General features: G+C 71.8%; 20 protein-coding genes. 16 read left to right on the top strand and 4 right to left on the bottom strand.

The features are described 5' to 3' along the window. Positions 1–102 precede the first annotated feature (102 nt). Both ABCR94_RS07970 and ABCR94_RS07965 read left to right on the top strand, forming a co-directional pair. On the top strand, positions 103–657 hold the full coding sequence (locus ABCR94_RS07970; RefSeq protein ID WP_347118359.1) for a GVDTG sorting domain-containing protein: 555 nt from the start codon (positions 103–105) through the stop codon (positions 655–657). Positions 658–787: 130 nt separating this feature from the next. Next, complete coding sequence (locus ABCR94_RS07965) at positions 788–1,417, top strand: class F sortase (protein ID WP_347118358.1); 630 nt, start codon at positions 788–790, stop codon at positions 1,415–1,417. A 76-nt stretch (positions 1,418–1,493) separates the two neighbouring features. Here the strand turns inward: ABCR94_RS07965 and ABCR94_RS07960 are convergent, their stop codons facing one another. Further along, positions 1,494–2,279, bottom strand: a complete 786-nt coding sequence (locus ABCR94_RS07960) for a sulfite exporter TauE/SafE family protein (RefSeq protein WP_347118357.1) — start codon at positions 2,277–2,279, stop codon at positions 1,494–1,496. A gap of 62 nt (positions 2,280–2,341) precedes the next feature. Then, entirely contained in the window at positions 2,342–2,788 is a 447-nt protein-coding gene (locus tag ABCR94_RS07955) for a MarR family winged helix-turn-helix transcriptional regulator (protein ID WP_347118356.1), read from the bottom strand. 105 nt (positions 2,789–2,893) lie between these two features. Between ABCR94_RS07955 and ABCR94_RS07950 the strand changes: the two genes are divergently transcribed. From ABCR94_RS07950 to ABCR94_RS07920, 7 genes are all read left to right on the top strand, one after another. Further along, positions 2,894–3,175, top strand: coding sequence for a DoxX family protein (locus ABCR94_RS07950; protein WP_347118355.1), 282 nt, complete (start codon positions 2,894–2,896; stop codon positions 3,173–3,175). Positions 3,176–3,362: 187 nt separating this feature from the next. Beyond that, positions 3,363–4,724, top strand: coding sequence for an NAD(P)/FAD-dependent oxidoreductase (locus tag ABCR94_RS07945; protein WP_347118354.1), 1,362 nt, complete (start codon positions 3,363–3,365; stop codon positions 4,722–4,724). A gap of 1 nt (position 4,725) precedes the next feature. Further along, a complete protein-coding gene (gene nirB / locus ABCR94_RS07940) occupies positions 4,726–7,281 on the top strand; it encodes a nitrite reductase large subunit NirB (protein ID WP_347118353.1) in 2,556 nt (851 codons plus the stop codon). 86 nt (positions 7,282–7,367) lie between these two features. Beyond that, positions 7,368–7,724, top strand: coding sequence for a nitrite reductase small subunit NirD (gene nirD / locus ABCR94_RS07935; RefSeq protein WP_347118500.1), 357 nt, complete (start codon positions 7,368–7,370; stop codon positions 7,722–7,724). A gap of 33 nt (positions 7,725–7,757) precedes the next feature. Beyond that, positions 7,758–8,342 (top strand): TetR/AcrR family transcriptional regulator, encoded by a 585-nt coding sequence (locus ABCR94_RS07930; protein WP_347118352.1) that lies wholly within the window; start codon positions 7,758–7,760, stop codon positions 8,340–8,342. Positions 8,343–8,494: 152 nt separating this feature from the next. Beyond that, a complete protein-coding gene (locus tag ABCR94_RS07925; protein ID WP_347118351.1) occupies positions 8,495–9,265 on the top strand; it encodes an SDR family NAD(P)-dependent oxidoreductase in 771 nt (256 codons plus the stop codon). Between the two features lie 70 nt (positions 9,266–9,335). Beyond that, entirely contained in the window at positions 9,336–10,289 is a 954-nt protein-coding gene (locus tag ABCR94_RS07920; protein WP_347118350.1) for an oxidoreductase, read from the top strand. 27 nt (positions 10,290–10,316) lie between these two features. On the opposite strand, the gene ABCR94_RS07915 is transcribed toward ABCR94_RS07920, so the two are convergent. Then, positions 10,317–10,754, bottom strand: coding sequence for a MarR family winged helix-turn-helix transcriptional regulator (locus tag ABCR94_RS07915; RefSeq protein WP_347118349.1), 438 nt, complete (start codon positions 10,752–10,754; stop codon positions 10,317–10,319). Positions 10,755–10,877: 123 nt separating this feature from the next. Between ABCR94_RS07915 and ABCR94_RS07910 the strand changes: the two genes are divergently transcribed. The 7 genes from ABCR94_RS07910 (at position 10,878) to ABCR94_RS07880 (ending at position 17,701) form a co-directional block, all read left to right on the top strand. Continuing rightward, on the top strand, positions 10,878–11,705 hold the full coding sequence (locus ABCR94_RS07910) for a CoA transferase subunit A (protein ID WP_347118348.1): 828 nt from the start codon (positions 10,878–10,880) through the stop codon (positions 11,703–11,705). Then, a complete protein-coding gene (locus ABCR94_RS07905) occupies positions 11,702–12,496 on the top strand; it encodes a CoA-transferase subunit beta (RefSeq protein ID WP_347118347.1) in 795 nt (264 codons plus the stop codon). Before ABCR94_RS07910 ends, ABCR94_RS07905 begins: the two co-directional genes overlap by 4 nt. Before the next feature lie 14 nt (positions 12,497–12,510). Beyond that, entirely contained in the window at positions 12,511–13,299 is a 789-nt protein-coding gene (gene pcaH, locus ABCR94_RS07900; RefSeq protein ID WP_347118346.1) for a protocatechuate 3,4-dioxygenase subunit beta, read from the top strand. Further along, positions 13,296–13,826, top strand: coding sequence for a protocatechuate 3,4-dioxygenase subunit alpha (gene pcaG, locus ABCR94_RS07895; RefSeq protein ID WP_347118345.1), 531 nt, complete (start codon positions 13,296–13,298; stop codon positions 13,824–13,826). The genes pcaH and pcaG overlap by 4 nt, the downstream gene beginning before the upstream one ends. Beyond that, the gene (pcaB, locus tag ABCR94_RS07890) at positions 13,813–15,258 is read left to right on the top strand and encodes a 3-carboxy-cis,cis-muconate cycloisomerase (protein ID WP_347118344.1); all 1,446 of its coding nucleotides are present in this window, start codon (positions 13,813–13,815) and stop codon (positions 15,256–15,258) included. The genes pcaG and pcaB overlap by 14 nt, the downstream gene beginning before the upstream one ends. Then, positions 15,251–16,423: a bifunctional 3-oxoadipate enol-lactonase/4-carboxymuconolactone decarboxylase PcaDC gene (pcaDC, locus tag ABCR94_RS07885; RefSeq protein WP_347118343.1), complete on the top strand. Its 1,173-nt coding sequence runs from the start codon at positions 15,251–15,253 to the stop codon at positions 16,421–16,423. The genes pcaB and pcaDC overlap by 8 nt, the downstream gene beginning before the upstream one ends. Before the next feature lie 120 nt (positions 16,424–16,543). Further along, positions 16,544–17,701 carry an alkaline phosphatase PhoX gene (locus tag ABCR94_RS07880; RefSeq protein ID WP_347118342.1) on the top strand — a complete coding sequence of 386 codons (1,158 nt, stop codon included), beginning with the start codon at positions 16,544–16,546 and terminating at the stop codon, positions 17,699–17,701. 1,464 nt (positions 17,702–19,165) lie between these two features. On the opposite strand, the gene ABCR94_RS07870 is transcribed toward ABCR94_RS07880, so the two are convergent. Further along, a complete protein-coding gene (locus tag ABCR94_RS07870) occupies positions 19,166–21,421 on the bottom strand; it encodes a glycoside hydrolase family 20 protein (RefSeq protein ID WP_347118341.1) in 2,256 nt (751 codons plus the stop codon). Positions 21,422–21,597: the final 176 nt, after the last annotated feature.

Genomic DNA, 21,597 nt, shown 5'->3' with positions numbered 1-21,597 from the left:
CGGGACGGTCCGGTGAATCTGACCTTCCATCAGCAGGCGCGGGGCGCGCGCGGCCCGTTATCTCGGAGGCAGAGGCACGTTCCACGTTCCCCGGAGGATCCCATGCGACCTGCCCAGCTGCTGACCGGCACCGCGCTGACAGCCGCCGCGACGCTCCTGTACGCAGGGCCGTCGTACGCGGGTGAGACCGGTGTGCTGGAGGTGTACCCGGCGAGCGTCGCCCCGGGTGCGAACGTCACCGTGAACACCACCGCCTGCGGTGTCGAAGGCGGCGGCACGGGGGACGCGAAGTCCCTGGGGGCGGGTGATTTCGACCTGTCCCCCGGCACGTACAAGGAAGTCGTGATCGGCGAGTTCACGGTGCCTGCGGGCACCCTGCCGGGGACCTACGGCATCGCCGTGGCCTGCGACAACGGCAAGACCGCCAACGGCGACCTCACCGTGACCGGCGGCGCCACCCCCTCGCCGACGCACCCCGTCCAGCCCACACATCCCGTCCAGCCCACGCATCCCACGGGCCACGTCAAGACCGGAGTCGGCGGCAGCGTGGGCCCCGACACCTTCCAGATCGCGGCGGGAGTGGCCGTACTGGCCGCGACCGCCGTAGGCGGTACCTGGCACCTGCGTCGCCGGGCGAGCGGCCCGCAGGACAGCTGAGGGCAGGCCTCCACCGCCCCAGTACCGCCGGTTTCCCCGTGCCCCCGCCCGACCGAGCGTCAGCGGGGGCACGTGGGGTACCGCCCGCGAACCGACCCGACCCGAACCGCCCCGAAGAGGGGAACCTCCCATGACGGCTCAGCGCACGAAGGGCGGGCTCGTCGCCATCGCCGCCTTCACCGGGCTCTGGCTGGTCCAGCACGGCGCCGAGGAACGGACCCCGCCCCAGCCGTCCCCCGCCGAGGCGTTCGTCGCCGGCCCCGCACCCGAAGAGGTCCGCGAGAAGCCGGCCACGGCGCCGATGTCGCCGTCCGAGCCCGTACGGATCCGCATTCCCGCCGTCAAGGCGGACGCCCCCGTGATGCACCTGGGTCTGGGCCCCGACGGCAGTCTCGACGTACCGCCGGCCGACGACCGCAATGTCGCGGGCTGGTACAAGGACGGCACCCCGCCCGGCGCCCGGGGCACCGCGATCGTCGCCGGGCACGTGGACAGCGCGGAGGGGCCGGCCGTCTTCTACCACCTGGGCACGCTGGAGAAGGGCCACACCGTCGAGGTGACGCGCCGGGACGGACGTACCGCCGTGTTCACCGTCTACGCCATCGAGGTCTACGACAACAAGGCCTTCCCCGACCAGCGGGTGTACGGCAGTTCGGAGCGCGCCGAGCTGCGGGTGATCACCTGCGGCGGCGGCTTCTCACGGCAGGACGGCTACCAGGGCAATGTCGTGGCGTACGCCAATCTCACCGAGGTGCGCTGACGGGTGACAGGCGACGGGTGACGAGGCAATGGTGACGGGTAACGGGGCAATGGTGGCCGGTCACCGCTGACCTGCCTCAGGCCGACCACTGGTCGAAGGCGAGCTTCGCGACCAGCGAGAAGACGACCACCAGCAGCACTCCGCGAACGAACTCGCTGCCCTTCCTGAGCGCCAACCGGGCCCCGGCCATCGCGCCCGCCAGGTTGAACACGGCCAGCAGCGCGCCCAGCTGCCACAGCACCGTCCCCTGGTACGCGAACATCGCGAGCGCGCCCGCGTTGGTGCAGACGTTGACGATCTTGGCGGTGGCAGAGGCGGTGACCAGGTCGAGGTGGAGCACAGCGGTCAGCGCGAGCACCAGGAAGGTGCCGGTGCCGGGGCCGAAGAGTCCGTCGTAGAAGCCGATGCCGCCGCCGACGAGGACGATCGCCGTGACGATACGGGCCCGGGTGACCGGGGCCTTGTCCTCGGTCACCCCGCAGCCGAAGGTCGGCCGCAGCATCACGAACGCGCCGACCGCGAGCAGCACCACCATGATCACCGGGCGCAGTACGGCGCTGCTGATCCCGGCGGCGAAGAACGCGCCGCACATGGAGCCCACGAGGGCCGTGAGCCCGATCCGTACCGCCGTGCCCACCTCGACCGGCGCCTTGCGGACGTAGGTCACCGCCGCGCCCGATGTGCCGACGATGGCCACTGCCTTGTTGGTGCCCAGGATGTACGCGGCGGGCACCTGCGGCAGTCCCAACAGCAACGCGGGCAGGAGCAGCAGCCCGCCGCCGCCGACCACCGCGTCGATCCAGCCGGCCGCGGCGGCGGCGAGGCACAGGACGATGAGCACGGTCAGTGATATCTCGGGCATGATCGCGACCCTATGGGGTGGCGGACCGCGTTCGAGCCCCTACTTCACCCCCGCAAACGCCCTCAGCACTCGTAGTGGTCGGCCGGCGTCCTGATCCGGCCCAGCAGCTCGCGCAGGGATTTTCGGTCGCACTGTGACAGGTCGCCGAACAGTGCCTGCTCGACCTCGTCCAGCGCCTCGTTCATCGAGCGCAGCACCGCGGCCCCGGCGGGGGTCATCTCCACAATGTGCCGACGCCGGTCGGCGGGGTCGCGGCGGCGCTGGGCCAGCTCGTCGCGCTCCAGGTCGTTGAGGATGCCCACCAGCTGGCTCGGGTCGACCTCAAGCCGCTCGATGAGCGTCTGCTGACTCATCGGGCCGGCGTGCAGGTACATGAGCGTCATCGCGTGCCGGGGAGTCAGTCCGGCGACACCGAGCGCGCGCCTGATCCGCGTATCGGTGATCGCGCCGTGCCGCGCGAGGAGAAACCCGAGGCGATCCAGCGGCGTTCCGGCGCCCTTGCTTGTCATAACAGCACGGTAACAGAGCGTCTATTGTGGGCATGGATAAATGATTGAGAGCGTTCAACGATCTATGGGCGTCCACGCATCCACGCATCCACCGCTGGAGGAATCATGTTCATCGCCTACGCCGTCGTCGCCGGCCTGCTCGCCGCGGCACTCCTCGCCTCCGCCACGTTCACGTTCAACCGCCAGGAGCAGATCGTCAGCAGCATGACCAAGCTGGAAGTGCCAGATTCCTGGCTCCCACGGCTCGCCGCCCTCAAAGCGGCCGGCGCCCTTGGGCTCCTGGTCGGGCTTGTCGTGGTGCCGATCGGGGTGGCCGCCGCGATCGGCGTCGTCCTGTACTTCATCGGCGCCCTCATCTTTCACCTGCGGGCGCGTGACTTGCGATAGCACCGGTGATCGTCATCACCGCGGTGGCCGGAGCCGCACTGGTGCTGCGCCTCGCCTCTGCCTGAGCCGTCTCCAGGGTTCGGCTTCCCGCACCTCACAGACAGCGGGCCAGGCCGCTGAGGACAGCGTTCCGTGGGGGAAACGGGCGGGATGCGGCCGGGTAACACCCGGTCCGCACGCTGAGGCCATGAGTTCGGACATCGTGGTGATAGGCGGCGGCATGGCGGGCGCCCGGCTCGCCCGGCAGCTGCCGGGCGCGACGGTCATCGGCGAGGAGACGCACGCCCCGTACAACCGGGTGCTGCTCGCCGAGGTCCTCGCCGGCCGGTACGGGCCGGAGGTCGCCGCGCTTCCCTCGGCGGAGGTACGGCGCGGGGTGCGGGTGGTCCGCATCGACCGCGCCGACCGGGTCGTGCAGTGCGACGACGGTAGTGTCGTGCCGTACTCGACCCTGGTCCTGGCCACCGGGTCGAACCCCGTGCTGCCGCCCCTGCGCGGCCTCCCTGCCCGCGAACTCCCTGACGGCGTACACCCCTTCCGCACCATGGACGACTGCCTGGCGCTCGATGCCGCCGTCCGCGAAGGCACCCGCGCCGTGGTCATCGGCGGCGGCCTCCTCGGCGTCTCGGCGGCCCGCGCCCTGGCGGCACGCGGCGCCCGGGTGGTGCTGGCCCAGCAGGGCGAGCGCCTGATGGAACGCCAGCTGGACCCGGCCGCCTCCGCGTTGCTGCGCGACCACATCGAGGCGCTGGGTGTGGAGGTCCACACCGAGTGCCGGGTTCGCGGTCTGCACTCCGACAACGGCGGGGCGGTACGGGCCGTCGAGCTCGCCGACGGCTACGAACTCGCGGCCGAAATCGTGGTCCTCGCCTGCGGGGTACGCCCCAGGGTCGGCCTCGCGCAGGCCGCCGGTCTCGACGTACGGCGCGGCATCGTCGTGGACGATCAGCTGCGCACCTCGGACCCGCACATCCGCGCGGTCGGCGACTGCGCGGAGCACAACGGCACGGTGTACGGCCTCGCGGGCCCGGCGCTGGAACAGGCGGACGTCCTGGCCGCGCTGCTGAAGGACGCCCCGGCCACCGACACCCCCACCGGCACCCCCAGCGAGGCACCCGGCACAGGAACCGGCACCGCACGACCCGGCACGGCGGCCGGAGCAGCACCGCAGCCCGGCCCGCCCGAAGCCCGCCCGCCCGCATCGGACGACATCGGCACGGGCACCGGAATCAGCACCGGCACCGGCACCGCCCCCCGCTACACCGGCACCCGCGCCCTGACCCGCCTCACCCTGACCGGCCACGGCCACGGCCACAGCCCCCTCGACCTCGCCACCTTCGGCGAGACGACCCCGCTCCCCGGCGACGACGTCGTCCGCCTCACCGATGCCACCCGAGGCGCGTACCGCAAGGTCGTCGTCCGCGGGGACCGGCTGATCGGCGGGATCCTGCTCGGCGACCTCGGCGCCGTCGGCGAGCTCGCCCGTACCTGGGAGGGCGACGAGCCGCTCCCCTCCTCTCCCCTGTCCCACCTGCTTGGAGGCTCCTGAGATGCCCACACCCACGATCGTGGTCGTCGGCCACGGGATGGTCGGCCAGCGTTTCCTGGAGGCCCTCGCCGAGCGGGGAGTCGCCGGGCGGGCGCGGATCGTCGTACTGTGCGAAGAGCCGCGCCCCGCGTACGACCGCGTCCGGCTGACCTCGTACTTCGACGGCCGGACCCCCGACGACCTCGCCCTGGCCGCGCCCGATTTCATGGACGCCCACGGCATCGAACTGCACCTGGACGACCCGGCGCACACCATTGACCGGACGGCGCGCAAGGTCACCTCGCGCGCCGGGCGCACGTTCACGTACGACACGCTGGTCCTCGCCACCGGCTCGTACCCCTTCGTGCCACCCGTTCCCGGCAAGGACGCGGAGGGCTGCTTCGTCTACCGCACCATCGAGGATCTCCTCGCCATCGAGGAGTACGCGAAGACCTCGCGGACCGGAGCGGTGGTCGGCGGCGGGCTGCTCGGGCTCGAAGCGGCGGGTGCGCTCAAGGGGCTCGGACTGACCACCCACATCGTGGAGTTCGCGCCCCGCCTGATGCCCGTCCAGATCGACGAGGGCGGCGGCGCCGCCCTGCTGCGCACCATCGAGGGCATGGGTCTGAGCGTCCACGCGGGCGTGGGCACCCAGGAGGTGACCTGCGACGAACGCGGCGCGGTGAACGGCATGAAGCTCTCGGACGGCTCCGCGCTCGCAACCGACCTGGTGGTCTTCTCGGCGGGCGTACGCCCCCGGGACCAGCTCGCCCGCGACTGCGGCCTCACCGTGGGCGAGCGCGGCGGCATCACGGTCGACGAGCAGTGCCGCACCTCCGACCCGGCCGTCTTCGCGATCGGCGAATGCGCGCTGGCGGCGGACGGCCGGGTGTATGGCCTGGTGGCGCCGGGCTACGAGATGGCCGAGACGGCGGCCGAGACCATAGCGGGCCGCGAACGGGCCTTCACCGGCGCCGATCTGTCCACCAAGCTCAAGCTCCTCGGCGTGGACGTCGCCTCCTTCGGCGACGCGCACGGCGCCGCCGAAGGCTGCCTCGACGTCGTGTACTCGGACTCGCGCTCCGGTGTCTACAAGAAGCTCGTCGTCAGCCCCGACGGCGTACTGCTCGGCGGTGTCCTGGTCGGCGACGCCGACACCTACGCCATGCTGCGTCCCCTCACCGGCACCGTGCCGCCCGTCGCGCCCGAGTCGCTGGTGCTCCCGGCGGGCGCCGGCGCCCACGCCGCCCTCGGCCCGTCCGCGCTGCCCGACGAGGCCGTCATCTGCAGCTGTCACAACGTCACCAAGGGCACCATCCAAGCCTCCGGCTGCACCACCGTGCCCGAGGTGAAGAAGTGCACGAAGGCGGGTACGGGCTGCGGCAGTTGCATCAAGCTCATCGGACAGCTGCTGCCCGAGACTGAGGGCAGCAAGGGACTGTGCGGCTGTTTCGCGCACACCCGCAGTGAGCTGTACGAGATCGTCCGCACCCTGCGCATCACCTCCTACGCGCAGCTTCTCGACAGCCACGCGCGCGTGGCGGCGCAGGGCGGCGACGGCTGCGAGATCTGCAAGCCCACCGTCGCCTCGATCCTGGCGAGCCTGGCCCCGACCATCAACGTGGACGGGTACATCCTCGACGGCGAGCAGGCCGCCCTCCAGGACACCAACGACCACTTCCTCGCGAACATCCAGCGCAACGGTTCGTACTCGATCGTGCCGCGCATCCCCGGCGGCGAGATCACCCCGGAGAAGCTCATCGTGATCGGTGAGGTGGGACGGGACTTCGGCCTCTATACGAAGATCACCGGCGGGCAACGGATCGACCTGTTCGGCGCCCGGGTGGACCAGCTCCCGGCGATCTGGGCGCGGCTGGTCGACGCGGGCTTCGAGTCGGGACACGCCTACGGGAAATCCCTGCGCACGGTCAAGTCGTGCGTGGGGCAGAGCTGGTGCCGCTACGGCGTGCAGGACTCGGTCAAGATGGCCATCGACCTGGAGCTGCGCTACCGGGGCCTGCGCTCGCCCCACAAGCTCAAGTCGGCCGTCTCGGGCTGTGCGCGCGAGTGCGCGGAGGCGCGCGGCAAGGACTTCGGGATCATCGCCACCGCGAACGGCTGGAATCTGTACGTCGGCGGCAACGGCGGCGCCGACCCGCGCCACGCCGACCTGCTCGCCCAGGACCTGTCCGACGCCGAACTGGTGCGGCTGATCGACCGGTTCCTGATGTTCTACATCCGCACCGCCGACCGCCTGGAGCGGACCTCGGCCTGGCTGGAGCGGATCGAGGGCGGCCTGGAGCACGTACGGGACGTCGTCGTGCACGACTCGCTGGGGCTGTGCGCGGAGCTGGAGTCCCTGATGGCGGCGCATGTGACCGGCTACCGCGACGAATGGGCCGAGACCCTCAACGACCCTGAGCGCCTGCGCCGGTTCGTCTCCTTCGTCAACGCCCCCGAGTCCCCCGACCCGTCCGTGGCGTTCATCCCGGAACGCGACCAGGTCAAGCCGGACCCGGCCCCTCTCCTGGCGGGCCCGGTGCTCGCCATCCGTACGCTCGAAGGGACACCCGCGTAGTGAACGCCGAACTCGACCTCGACCTCGGACCCGACCTCCGAGGTGACCTCGGACCCGACCTCGAACATCGCGGACTCGACCTCGATATCAGCGTCGAACTCGAACTCGAACTGGGAATCGGCCAGGAGTGGTTGACGGTCTGCGCACTGTCAGTCCTCACCCCCGGCCGCGGGGTCGCGGCGCTGCTGCCCGACGGCCGTCAGGCCGCGGTCTTCCTGGACCGCGCGGGCACTCCGTACGCGATCGACAACCGCGACCCCTTCTCCGGCGCGTACGTCCTCTCCCGCGGCCTGCTCGGCACCAGCGACGGCAGCCCATTCGTCGCCTCCCCCCTCCTCAAGCAGCGCTTCGATCTGACGACGGGCCGCTGTCTGGACGACGACTCGGTGTCCGTCGGGACATTCCGAGTCCGGCTGGCGGGGCGGACCTCCTCTCTTACTTGACCGCTCGTTCTGTAATCAACTACGGTCACTCACGTGGCCAGGACCAAGGAATTCGATCCGGACGCCGCGCTGCAGGCAGCTCTGGAGCTGTTCTGGCGGCGCGGTTACGAGGCGACGTCGATGGCGGACCTCGTCGAGCACCTCGGCATCGGCCGCGCCAGCATCTACGCCACCTTCGGCAACAAGCACGAGCTCTACCTCAAGGCCCTCGACCGGTACGCCGAGGTCCGCAACCCGCCCCTGCTCGACGAGTTGTCCCAGCCGGGCTCCGCACTGCCGGCCGTACGGACCGTACTGCGCCGCTTCGCCGCCGAGTCGGCGTCCGAACATCAGCGACTGAACGGCTGTTTCATCACCAACACGGCGGCCGAGCTCGCCCCTCACGACAGCGCCGCGGCCCACCGGGTCGAGGTGAACTGGGAGCACCTGGAGACCCTGCTGCACTCGGCGCTCGTACGAGCCCGAGCACAGGGCGAGCTGCCCCCCGGGCGCGACCCACAGGCACTCGCGCGGATGCTGCTCGTCCTGATGCAGGGCCTGCGGATCGTGGGCAAGGCGTCCACCGACCCGGCCAGGGTGCGGGACGCGACCGAGCAGGCACTGACCCTGCTGGACTGACCCGCCCGCCCCGGACCGCCTGATCCTGACCGCCCCACCCACACCAACCACACCACGTCACCGGCGCCTTAGGGCGCCTTATTGACGCCCCAATAATAGACCGATCATTCCAGAATGATACGAGCGCCTCTCATCCTCAAGGAGTCACTGCCATGACCACGACCGCCCGTTTCACCGGCAAGACCGTCCTCGTCACCGGCGCGGGCTCCGGCCTCGGCCGGGCCATCGCGCTCGCCTTCGCCGCCGAGGGCGCACAGGTGGTCGCCTCGGGGCGCGGCCTCGCGCCCCTGGACGAAACCGTCGCGCTGGCCACCGAGGCGGGCGGCACGGCGATCGCGATCAGCGCGGACGTCACCCGCTCCGAGGACATACGGACCCTCGTCAACCGAACCGTCGAGCACTTCGGCAGCCTCGACGTCGCCGTCAACAACGCCGGTGTCTTTCGCGGCGGCCGGCCCCTCGCAGAGCTGCCCGAGGCCGACTGGCGCACCCTCCTCGACGTCAATGTGACGGGCGTGCTGCTCTCCATGCAGGCCGAGATCGACCGAATGCGCGTCCAGGACGGCGGCGGCGCGATCGTCAACATCTCCTCCAATCTCGGCGCGCACCTGCGCGTTCCGGGCATCGCGGGCTACGCCGCGTCCAAGGCCGCTGTCTCGGCCCTCACCCGCGCCGCCGCCCTCGACCACATCCATGACGGCATCCGGATCAACGCCGTGAGCCCCGGCGCCTCGGCCACCACCATGTCGCTGCGGCCCGGTGAGAGTGACGCCGAGCGCGCCGTCCGCATGAAGGAGGAGTCGCCGCTCGGCCGGGTGTCCACGGCCGAGGAGGTCGCCGCCGCGGTGCTCTACCTGGCCTCGTCTGACGCGGCGTCCGTCGTCGGCACCGATCTGGTGATCGACGGCGGGTCCTCGGCCTGACCTTGCGGGGACCGCCGCCCGACCCTGCGGGACCTCCGCCCGACGGGCGGTCCAGTCGTAGGCTGGGGCCATGACGACCGGCTGGAACGCGAGCGACATCCCCGACCAGAGCGGCCGTACGGCCGTGGTGACCGGTTCCAACAGCGGCATCGGACTGGTCACGGCGCGGGAGCTGGCCCGCCGCGGAGCGCGCGTGATTCTCGCGTGCCGCAGCGAGGCCCGCGGCAAGAAGGCCGCGGCGGACATCCTGCGCGACGTACCCGACGCACAGGTCCTGTTCATGCCACTGGACCTGGCCGACCTGTCCTCCGTAAGGGAGTTCGCACGGGACTTCGCACAGGACCTCGCGGACGCGTACCCGCACGACAGCCTCGACCTGCTCATCAACAACGCGGGCATCATGGCCCTCCCGTACGGGCGGACGGCCGACGGCTTCGAGACGCAGTTCGGCGTCAACCACCTCGGGCACTTCGCCCTCACCGGGCTGCTGCTCCCGCACCTGCTCAAGTCGCCCGGCGCCCGCGTCGTGACCGTCTCCAGCGGACTCCACGCGCTCGCCAACATCGACATGGGCGACCTCAACAGCGAGCGCAAGTACCGCCGCTGGGTGGCGTACGGCCGCTCCAAGTCGGCGAATCTGCTCTTCGTCCACGAGCTGGCGCGGCGGCTCGACGCGGTCGGCTCCGACATCGTCGCGGCGGCCGCGCAGCCCGGCTATGCCCGCACCAACCTGCAGACCGCGGGCGTGCGGATGGAGGGCCGCAGGACGGCCGAGCGGATCATCGAGTTCGGCAACCGGATCGTGGCCCAGTCCGCAGAAGCGGGCGCCCTGCCCACGCTGTACGCGGCGACCGCGCCCGGCGTACGTCCCGACTCGTTCACCGGGCCGAGGCTCCAGGGCTGGCGGGGCGCGCCCACTAAGTCGTGGCGCGCGCCGTGGACGCTGAACGATGTGGCGGGCGACCGGCTGTGGGCCGCGTCCGAGCAGGCCACCGGGGTGACGTACGAGGGCCTCAAGTCCTGAGGCCGTCACGTCCCGAGGGGCCCCGCCCTACCCCCGCAGCTCCTCCGCCGCATCCGTGACCCGCCCGATCAGCCGCAGCAGCGTCTCCCGCTCGCCCTCCTCCAGGGTGGCGAGAAATACCTGGTTCATCCGGGCCGTCCTGGCGACCAGTTTGCGGTGCGCCTGGGTGCCCGCCCGCGTCAGCTTCAGGACATTGCGCCGGCCGTCGAGCGGATCACGCACCCGCTCCAGCAGGCCCCGCCCGGCCAGGCGCGCCACCACGTCGGCGATCGTCGAGCGGTCCAGGTGAACGTGCTCGCCGAGGGTGCGCTGGTCGATGTCCGGCTTCTCCGTCAGCGCGTTGAGCACGGCGAACTGCGGCGACGTGGTCTCCTCCGAGACCATCGTGGTCCACAGCAGCGTGTGCGCCTGCTGCAACCGGCGGGCCAGATGCCCGGGGTGGGTGCTCAGATCGACCGCGGCCATGCGGGATCAGCCTCCTGCGCTAGATGCTCCGTGTACTGAGCTATTGACGTCAACACAACTCGATGGAAGCGTACGGCCTCGACCGAGTATTAGTCAGCACACTGAGTAATTTGCGGAGTGATGATGGCCGAGATACGCAGCCTGCACGACGCCGTGGCGGACCTCATCCACGACGGGGACACCGTCGCGATGGAGGGCTTCACCCATCTGATCCCGTACGCCGCCGCACATGAGGTGCTCCGCCAGGGCATCACCGATCTGACCCTCGCCCGGATGACGCCCGACGTCATCTACGACCAGCTGATCGGCGCCGGTCTGGTCAAGAAGCTGATCTTCTCCTGGGGCGGCAACCCCGGCGTCGGCTCACTGCACCGCTTCCGCGACGCCGTCGAGAACGGCTGGCCCCGCCCCCTGGAGCTGGACGAGCACAGCCACGCCGGCATGGCCAACCGTTACGTCGCGGGCGCCTCACGGCTGCCCTTCGCCGTGCTGCGCGGCTACCGCGGCTCCGGGATCGCCACCCGTACGGACACGGTCTCCGCCGTCTCCTGCCCCTTCACCGGCGAGGAGCTGGCCGCCGTCGCCGCGCTCAACCCGGACGTCACCGTGATCCACGCCCAGCAGGCCGACCACCTGGGCAACGTCCAGCTGTGGGGCCTGACCGGCGTCCAGAAGGAGGCCGCGCTGGCCGCCGACCGGGTGCTGGTCACGGTTGAGGAGATCGTCGACGAGCTGGCACCGCGGGCCGGCGGCGTCGTCCTGCCGACCTGGGTGCTGGACGCGGTCGTGCTGGTTCCCGGCGGCGCCCATCCCTCGTACGCCTCCGGGTACTCGGTGCGCGACAACGACTTCTACCAGGCATGGGACCTGATCGCCCGGGACCGCGACACCTTCACCCGCTGGATCGAGACACACGTACACACCCAGGTGGAAGGCACGGCGGCCCGATGAGCACTTCCTCCCCCTTCGGCCAGAGCTTCGGCCAGAGCTTCGGCCAGGACTTCAGCCAGGACGAGTTGATGGAGGTCAACGCGGCCCGCGCCCTCGCCGGGGCGCGTACCTGCTTCGTCGGCATCGGTCTGCCCTCCACCGCGGCCAACCTCGCCCGCGCCACCGTCAACCGGGACCTCGTGCTGATCTACGAGTCCGGCACGATCGGTTCCAAGCCGACCCGGCTGCCGCTGTCCATCGGTGACGGCGAGCTGGCCGAGACCGCGGACGCGGTGATTCCCGTCCCCGAGATGTTCAACTACTGGCTCCAGGGCGGCCGGATCGACGTCGGTTTCCTCGGCGCCGCCCAGGTCGACCGCTTCGCCAACATCAATACGACGGTCGTGGACCGCGGCCCCGGCAAGCCGGAGGGCCGCCTGCCGGGCGCGGGCGGCGCACCCGAGATCGCGGCCAACTGCGGCAAGGTGCTGATGGTGCTGCGGCACTCCACCCGCGGCTTCGTGCCGAAGCTGGACTTCGTCACCACGATCGGTCACGGCTCGGGCCCCGGTGACCGCGAGAAGCTGGGCATGCCCGGCGCGGGCCCGGTCGCCGTGATCACCGACCTCGGCATTCTGCGCCCCGACCCGGCCACCGCCGAGCTGGTCCTGACCGAGCTGCACCCCGGTGTCACCGTCGAGCAGGTACGGGCCGCCACTGGCTGGGAGCTGAGGAGTGCGCGGAACGTGGGCGCCACCGAGCCCCCGACCGTCGAGGAACTCACCGCACTGCGCGCCCTCAAGTCGGCGTGAAGGGAAGAAGACCGATGGTGTCCACCCAACCCGTCCAGCCCGTCCGGTCCACCCAGTCCGACATCGATGACGAACTCGCCCGGATACAGGCGCGGATACGTGCCACGGGCGCCCCCGCCGGGCACCATCCGCCACGCGACTTCCCGCCGTACCGCAGCAGCGTGCTGCGCCACCCGAAGCAGCCCCTGGTCGCCGTCGCCGGGGATCCCGAGACGGTCGAGCTCTCCGGGCCCGTCTTCGGCCACACCGACGTCTCGGAGCTCGACAGCGACCTGACCCGTGGGCACCAGGGCGAGCCGCTCGGCGAGCGCATCACCGTGTCGGGCCGGCTCCTTGACAGCGCGGGCCGGCCGGTACGCGGCCAGCTCGTCGAGGTCTGGCAGGCCAACGCGTCCGGCCGCTACGCGCACCCCCTCGACCAGCACCCCGCGCCGCTCGACCCCCACTTCACCGGCGTCGGGCGGGCGCTGACGGGCCAGGACGGCTCGTACAGCTTCACCACCATCAAGCCGGGCGCCTATCCGTGGCGCAATCACCAGAACGCGTGGCGGCCCGCCCACATCCACTTCTCGCTCTTCGGCCCGGCCTTCACGCAGCGACTGGTCACCCAGATGTACTTTCCGGGCGACCCGCTCTGCGCCTACGACCCGATCCTCCAGTCGGTGACGGACGACGCGGCGCGCGAGCGGCTGATCGCGGCGTACGACCCGGCGCTCTCCCGCCCCGAATGGTCGCTCGGCTATCGCTGGGACATCGTCCTGGACGGGCCGTCCGCGACCTGGATCGAGGAAGGCCGCACATGAAGCCGCTGCCCCCCACCCCCTCTCACACGGTCGGCCCCTTCTACAGCCACGCACTGCCTTTCCCGGGCGGCGGGGATGTCGCGCCGCCGGGCCACCCGGACGCGTTCACCTTGCATGGGTACGTGTACGACGGCCGGGGGGCGCCGGTCCCGGACGCAATCGTCGAGTTCTGGCAGGCAGCCCCGGACGGTTCCCTGGCCGGAGAGCCCGGGTCGATGCGCCGCAACGGCGTCGGCTTCACGGGCTTCGGCCGGGTCCCGACCGACCCGGACGGCCACTACACGCTCCGCACGCTCCCGCCGGGGGCGCCCGCGATCCCGTACCTCAGCCTGTGCGTGTTCGCGCGCGGCCTGACCCACCACCTGTTCACCCGCGCGTACCTCTCCCCGGCCCCAGACGCGCTGCTCGCCTCGCTGGAGCCCGAGCGCCGCGCGACACTGATCGCACAGCCAGAACCACATCGCACCCACCGCTTCGACATCCGCCTCCAGGGCGAGGGAGAGACGGTCTTCCTTGACTTCGCCTGACACGGCTTCGCCCGGTACGACTTCGCCTGATACCGGCCACCTCGACGAGGGCCTCCTCTCCCCCGTACGGGCGGGAACAGCGGCGGAGGCCGCGACCGGCGACCGGCCCCTGCTCCAGGCGATGCTGGACGCGGAGGCCGCGCTGACCCGGGCGCAGGGCCCGCGATGGGCAGCCGACGCGGTGACGGCGGCGGCGAGGGCCGACCGCTTCGACGTACGCGACCTGGCGCTGCGGGCCAGGTCGGGCGGCAACCCGGTGATCCCCCTGGTGGCCGACCTGACGGCGGCGGCGGGCGAGGAGGCGGGTGAGTACGTGCACCGGGGCGCGACCAGCCAGGACATCGTCGACACCGCGATGATGCTGGTGGCGACGCGCACGCTCCCCCTGATCACGGCCGACCTGACCCGCACGGCGCAGGCCCTGGCGACCCTGGCGAGGGAGCACCGGGACACCCCCATGCCGGGCCGCACCCTGACCCAGCACGCGGTCCCGACCACCTTCGGCCTCAAGGCAGCGGGCTGGCGAAGCCTGGCCCTGGACGCCCAGGACCGCCTGCGGGCATTGCACCTACCGGCCCAACTGGGCGGCGCGGCAGGCACCTTGGCCGGCTTCGGCGCGCCCACTGGCCCGCGCGGGGGTGGCCCGGGCCCGGGGGTGCAGCCCACCCCCGCCGTATCCCCCCTGACCCTCCTCACCACCTACGCCGAGGAACTCGCACTCCCCGTCCCCCACCTCCCCTGGCACACCCTCCGCACCCCCACCACCGATCTGGGCAGCGCCCTCGCCTTCACCTGCGTCGCGCTCGGCAAATTCGCCACGGACATCCGCATCCTCGCCCGGACGGAAATCGCGGAGGTCACCGAAGCCGCCCCCGGCGCCTCCTCCGCCATGCCCCACAAGTCCAACCCCGTGCACGCCACCCTGATCGCCTCCGCCGCCCAGCAGGCCCCCGCCCTCGCCGCCACCCTCCTCGCCTCGCTGGCCGCCGCCGAGGACGAACGCCCCGCGGGCGCCTGGCACGCCGAGTGGCAGCCCCTGCGCGAGCTGCTCCGGCTCGCGGGCGGCGCTGCCGCCCACGCGGCGGACCTGGCCGAGGGGCTCCGCGTCCACCCGGCCCGGATGCGCGAGAACCTCGCCCTCACCGACGGCCTGATCGTCAGCGAGCGCGTTGCCGCCGCCCTGGCCCTCACTCTCGGCAGAGCCCGCGCCAAGCAACTCGTGACCGCGGCCTCCCGCCGTGCGGCGGCCGAGCGCATCCTCCTGGCCGAAGCCTTGGCCGGCACGCTCCCCGCAGCCGACCTCTCCGGCCTCGCCGACCATCCCAGCCCCTCCGACCTCGCCGAACTGACCGACCCCACCCGCTACACCGGCTCCGCCGCGGCCCTGGTCGACCGAGCCCTGGAACGCGCCCCGGAGGCCCCCCGTGCCTGACGCCACCCGCCTCCCCCACCTGCGCCTGGACGGCCCCGCCGACGCCGCCCCACTTGTCCTGGGCCCCTCCCTCGGCACCTCCCTGGCCGTCTGGGAGCCCCAGCTGGCCCCCCTGATTCGCACCCACCGCGTGCTGCGCTGGGACCTGCCGGGCCACGGCGGCACCCCCGCCGACCCCGCCCTGCTCCCCCAGGACGGCACCGCCACCGTCGCCGACCTGGCGGCGCTCGTCCTGCGGGCCGCCGACGCCCAGGGGTGGGAGTCCTTCGCGTACGCCGGTATCTCACTCGGCGGCGCCGTGGGGCTCCACCTGGCCGCGCACCACCCGGAGCGGGTCTCCGCGCTCGCGGTGGTCTGCTCGGCCGCCCGCTTCGGCGACCCGGCGGCCTGGCGGGAAAAGGCCGACCTGGTGCGGGCCGAAGGCACCGGGGCCATGGTCGCGAGCCGCCCCGGCACCTGGTTCGCGCCCGCCTTCGCCACCTCGGGGGCGGCGCGGTCCCTCATCGCCGACCTGCGCGCCACCGACCGCGCGGGCTACGCCGCCTGCTGCGACGCGCTGGCGGCGTACGACCTGCGCGGCGCACTGCCCGCGATCACCGCACCGACGCTGGTCGTCGCGGGCCGCGACGACCCCGCGACCCCGCCCGCGCTGGCCCGCGAGATCGCCGACGGCGTGCCGGGCGCCGGCCTCCTGGAGGTCGCGGGCGCGGCCCATCTGGCCAACGTGGAGAAGCCGGAGGCCGTAACGGCCGCGCTGGTGGCGCACTTCGCCCCGCCCCCGGTCCGCGACGACGCGACCCGGCACGCGGCAGGCCTGGCCACCCGCAGGGAGGTGCTCGGGGGCGCCCATGTGGAGCGCGCGATCAGCCGCACCACCCCGTTCACGGCCCGCTTCCAGGACTTCATCACCCGCTACGCGTGGGGCGAGATCTGGACGGAGGGGACGCTGGACCGCCGCACCCGCAGCTGCATCACGCTCACCGCGCTCGTCGCCCTCGGGCACGAGGCGGAGCTGGCGCTGCATGTGCGGGCCGCGCTGACCAACGGCCTGACCCGCGACGAGATCGGCGAGGTCCTGCTCCAGACGGCCGTCTACTGCGGGGTCCCCGCGGCGAACTCGGCGTTCTCCGTCGCGCAGCAGGTCTTCGACGACCTGGACACGTGAGCCGGAAAACCAAGCACACCCCCTGACTCCACACCTTCCGCTCACCCGTTGTTGATGCCGCGTCAATTCGGGAGTCCTACATTCCGGGGGATTCACCGTCCCCCATCTCTGGAGTGAGACATGGAACGTCGTAACTTCCTGCGCGGCGCCGTCATCGGCACCTCCGTGGCGGCCTTCGGCGGCACCCTCTGGCGCGGCGCCGCCTTCGCCGCTCCCGCCCAGCCGGGCGCCGGCCCGTACGGCGCGCTGGGTACCGCCGACGCCAACCGCATCCGGCTGCCCGCCGGTTTCAGCAGCCGCGTCATAGCCCGCTCCGGCCAGCAGGTCGGCTCCACCGCGTACACCTGGCACAACGCCCCGGACGGCGGTGCCTGTTACGCGGACGGCACCGGCTGGATCTACGTCTCCAACTCGGAGATCAACCCTTCCGGCGGCGCGGGCGCGGTCCGCTTCTCCTCGGCGGGCGCGATCACCGGCGCGTACCGCATCCTGTCCGCCACCCGGCAGAACTGCGCGGGCGGCAAAACCCCGTGGAACACCTGGCTGTCCTGCGAGGAGGTCGACCGCGGTTACGTCTACGAGACCGACCCGTGGGGGGTGAAGGCGGCCGTACGCCGGGACGCGATGGGCCGCTTCAAGCACGAGGCGGCCGCCGCCGACCCCGTACGCAGAACGATCTATCTCACCGAGGACACGACCGACGGCTGCTTCTACCGCTTCACGCCCACCACCTGGGGCGACCTCTCCGCGGGCCGCCTTGAGGTGCTGAAGATGGGCTCGGGTACGTCCGGGCCCGTCACCTGGGCCACCGTCCCCGACCCCAGCGGTGCCTCGACCGCCACCCGCAACCAGGTGTCGGGTGCCAAGCGCTTCACGGGCGGCGAGGGCTGCCACTACGCCGACGACACCTGCTGGTTCACCACCAAGGGCGACAACCGCGTCTGGCAGTACAACGCGGCGGCCCAGACGATCGAGCTGGCCTACGACGACTCCCTGGTCTCCGGCACGGCCCCGCTCACCGGCGTCGACAATGTCACCGGCACGTCCTCCGGCGACCTGTTCGTGTCGGAGGACGGCGGCAACATGGAGATCTGCGTGATCACCCCGGACGACGTGGTGGCGCCGTTCCTGCGGATCGAGGGCCAGTCAGGATCGGAGATCACCGGGCCGGCCTTCTCGCCCGACGGGCTGCGCCTGTACTTCTCCAGCCAGCGCGGTACGAGCGGCAGCTCGTCCGGGGGCATCACCTACGAGGTGACGGGCCCGTTCCGGGCGTAGCGGCCGGCCGCTACGGGGCGTTGCACGGGCCCGCTCACGAGGCTTCGCCCAGCTCCCCTCCGCCGTGGCACCGCCCCGCAGCAGGGCGGTGCCCAGCGGGGTCAGTGAGTGCAGGACGGCGTTGCCGTGCCGCAGGGTGACGAGGAGGCCCGCCTCCCGCAGCACGCAGGCGTGCTGGCTCGCCGAGGCCAGGGACACCCCGGCCCGGCAGGCCAGTTCGCTGGTGGTGCAGCCGCTGCCGATGGCGCCCAGGATCGCCGAGCGGGTGGCGCCGACCAGGCGGGCGAGGGGCGGGCCCGGGTCCGCGCCCGTACCCGGGGACCCGGTGTGGGTCACCGGGTAGACCAGGACGGGCGCCAGCCGCGGGTCGCGGTAGACCACGGGCGTGCCCCGGCAGAAGAACGACGGCTGGAGCAGCAGGCCCCGCCCGTCCAGATGCAGCTCGCGGTCGACCGGGTAGTCGGCCTCCAGGACCGGCGGGCGCCAGCGCAGCACCGGCGGGAGCGAGGCGAGGAGTTCGTCGGCGCCGCCGTCGAGCAGGGCCCGGCCGCGGGCCGCCCGGTCCGCCTCGACATGGGCCTGGATGTGCGGCCAGTACGGCTCGACGGCCGCCCGGTGGTAGCCGCGCAGAGCGCCGTTGAGCCGGCCCACGGCGCTGCTGCGGCCCTCGGCGAGCGGCGCGAGCCGGTCGGGTGGGGCCGTGCGGTCCGTGGCGAGCAGGGCGAGTTCACCACGCAGCCGCTCGGGTGCGGTGGCCCGTATCGCTTCGAGACCCGTCTCCATGCCGTTCAGGCCTTCACGGGGGGTCAGGAAATCCGGGAAATAGCCCCGGTTGGGTACCACGGCGGCGAGCAGTCGTGTTTCACCTTTCAACCGTGTACGGGATTCCTTGCGCCATTCTCCGAAGACCTGCGCGCCGCGCCGGTCCCTTATTCGGTGAAAGCTGAGAATCGTTTCCCACAACGCGTCGGGCCGAGCGGCCAGCCGCACCCTCGACAAGTCCGCATCGGAGAAATGGACACGTAGCACCGAACCCCCACCTGTTGCATCCGCAATCGCCCCCCGCAACTGAGTATGCATGCCATCACAGGCCGTCACCACGGTCTTTCAGCCACAGATGAAACGTATCGCGGCATCCCTGTGCCGAACGAAATGCTGTACCGAGCCGGGCACGTAACCGGAGCGACCGAAAAAAGCACAGTGAAGGCCGTGGGGGGCTTTGCTGGGCTTGGCGGCGGTCGGCGAAGGTGCGGCTCCGTGGCCGGCAGGGGTATCAGGATGTGGTCGGCGGATGGGTGTCCGCCGACCACATCCTGCCCCGTTCCACCGGAGAACGGCGGGGAAAATGGCGGAATTGCACTGCCGTTGTTTCCTTTTGTTGCTTCGAGTTTCACTCCGGTGGTTCACGCCGTTAGACCAGCGTTCGCCCGGCCGGACGGATTCGGTGGTTGGGCAGTACACGGTTCAGCCGCGGACTTCGAAACGCCACAGGGAATATCCGTACCGCGTCTGCCGTGCGAGGCCCAGCATCCGCACGAACCGCGCCGCCACCGGCTCGATGTCCGCCGCGTCCTGCCCGGCGGTCCGTCGGCCGCGCCGCTCGACGACGCTCCGCCAGTGCGTGCCGTCCTCGGAGACCTGGACGTCGTAGTCGCGTCCGGCGGCGGCCTCCCAGTGGAGCAGGACGCGCCGCACCGTCCGTGTGGCCCCGAGGTCCACCGCGATCCACTGCTGGTCGGTGTACTTGGAGGCCCAGCGGGTGACCGGGTCGCCGTCGGTGGCGTACTGCGGGACCAGGGCCGCCGTCTCCGACGACGAGGCGGTGGTCGGCCCGCCGCGCGCCAGGTCGGGGGCGTCGTAGATGTCGAAGGACCAGAGCGTGTACCGGGTCCGGCCCGCCTCGCGTCCGCGGACCCGGACGTATCGCCCGGTCACCGGGGTGAACTCCAGCTCGTCCACCCCCGGCCCCGAACAGCCTCGCCGGGTGGCCACGGTCCGCCAGGCCGCCGCGTCGTCCGACACCTCGATGTCGTACGAACGCCCGTATTCGCGGCCCCAGTCCAGCCGTACCCGCGCGACGACCCGCACCTGCCCGAGGTCGACGGCCAGCCACGGCCCGCGCTCGCGGGCGCCGGACCAGCGGGTCGCCGGGTTGCCGTCGGTGGCGGCCGATGCGGTCCCCGAGGCCGTGGAGGATGCGGTGGCGGGGACGCCGAAGGAGATCTGGTCGGGTTCGGCGACGGCCGGGGCGACGGCCTTCAGCCCGGGGCCGAGGCCGACGCGCCGCCGGTGCAAGGTGAACTCGCCGTAGGTGACGCCCGCGGCGGCCCCGCTCCACATCTTCTGGCCGAGAACGCCGAAGGTCTTCTCCACCAGCCGGTGCACGTCCAGCTCGGTGTACTTCACCCGCACCAGGTCATTCCACACGGCGGACATCGCACCGCGCAGCTGTGGGTCGAAGGGCGTCAGGCTCTGGGCGCCGGGGAAGACATGCGGGGCCCAACTGTCGTACAGATAGCGACCGTCGAGCCCGCCCGGGTGGTAGTAGGTGGCGGACGGCACGATGTAGAGCAGTTGGTCGTTGGTGTTGACGATCTCGTAGCCGTCGGCCTTGGCGGCCCGCGGCCCGTACCAGCCGTTGCTCCAGCTGTGGATGGTCACATCACGGTCGTAGCCCGCCGCGCCGCCCGCGATGTCGGTGAGGCTGCCCCAGGCCCGCGGGTGCTTGCCGAGGGTGCGCAGATGGGTCGCCATGCCGTTGAAGTAGGCCCGGTAGTGCGGCTCAGGGCCGGTGTACTCGTCGGCCCCGTAGTGCACTTCGGGGCTGCGGAACCACGGGGTGAACGCGTCGAAGACCTCCTTCAGGAAGGGCAGCGTGTCCGGGTTGCCGAGGTCGAGCTGATCGGTGTTGGGGCCGCCGAGGCCGATGTCCGGGCGGAAGCGCACGAAGGAGCGGGCGTGCGCGGGGGCGTCGATCTCGGGGGTGAGCTGGACGGCGTGCGCCGCGGCGACGTCCTCGAAGGAGTCCCAGTCGGCGCGGCCGTACGAGCCGTCGGTGGCGGTGAGTCCGACCCACCGGGGGCCGTCGCCGCGCAGCCTGAAGGCGTCGTACGCCTTGGACCAGTCGCCGCCCGGCGGCCTGATCTCGTTGTCGTTGAGGTGCAGTTGGAGATCGTTGAGCTTGAACCAGCCCATGATCCGCAGATAGTCGCGGATGAACCCGGGGGTGAAGTAGCGCCGTCCGACATCCAGCATGAAGCCGCGCAGCCGGTAGTCGGGCCAGTCCCGGGCGGTGCCGACCGGAAGGCGGGCGCGGGCCCGGTCCCGGAGCAGGATCTGCAGGAGGGAGCGGGTGGCGTAGTACGCGCCGCTGTAGGCGGGGGCGGTGACGGTCACCGCGTGTGCGGTGACCGCGAGGGTGTATCCCTCCTTGGCGTAACGGTCGCCGCCGCCCGGGTGGCTCGCACCGGGATCGATGCGCAGCAGGATCTCGCTGCCCCTGGCGGGCCTGGCGGTGGCGCGCGGTGATGCGATGCGGATGCCGGTGAGGTCGGCGATCTCCTGGGTCAACTGCCGCGCGAGGGGCAGCAGTCGGGTGGCGTCGCGGGTGGCGGCCACGACGCGCGAGTCCTCACTGAGCCGATACGTTCCCGAGCCGCCGGTCCACTCCTGGAGCGCGGGTACCACGACGGGTCGGGCGTTGGTGCCGTCTGCGTTCACGGGGGCCTCCTCGGCGGCGTGTGCGCCCGGAGAGCGGCACATGCGCCTGGAAAGCACATTAGAGCGGCGGCACCTCCGCACAAGGTGCCGCCGCTCTTTTCACTGCGCCGGAGCCCGCCGACGGCTCATGAGGGTCGGAGTGAGCCGAAGGCGGCTCCGGTGGTAGGTGGTGCCGG

The sequence above is a fragment of the Streptomyces changchenzhani genome (assembly GCF_039766235.1).
Taxonomy (GTDB): Bacteria; Actinomycetota; Actinomycetes; order Streptomycetales; family Streptomycetaceae; genus Streptomyces.
Note: the sequence above shows the minus strand (reverse complement) of the source record. Positions and strands in the feature narration are given on the sequence as shown.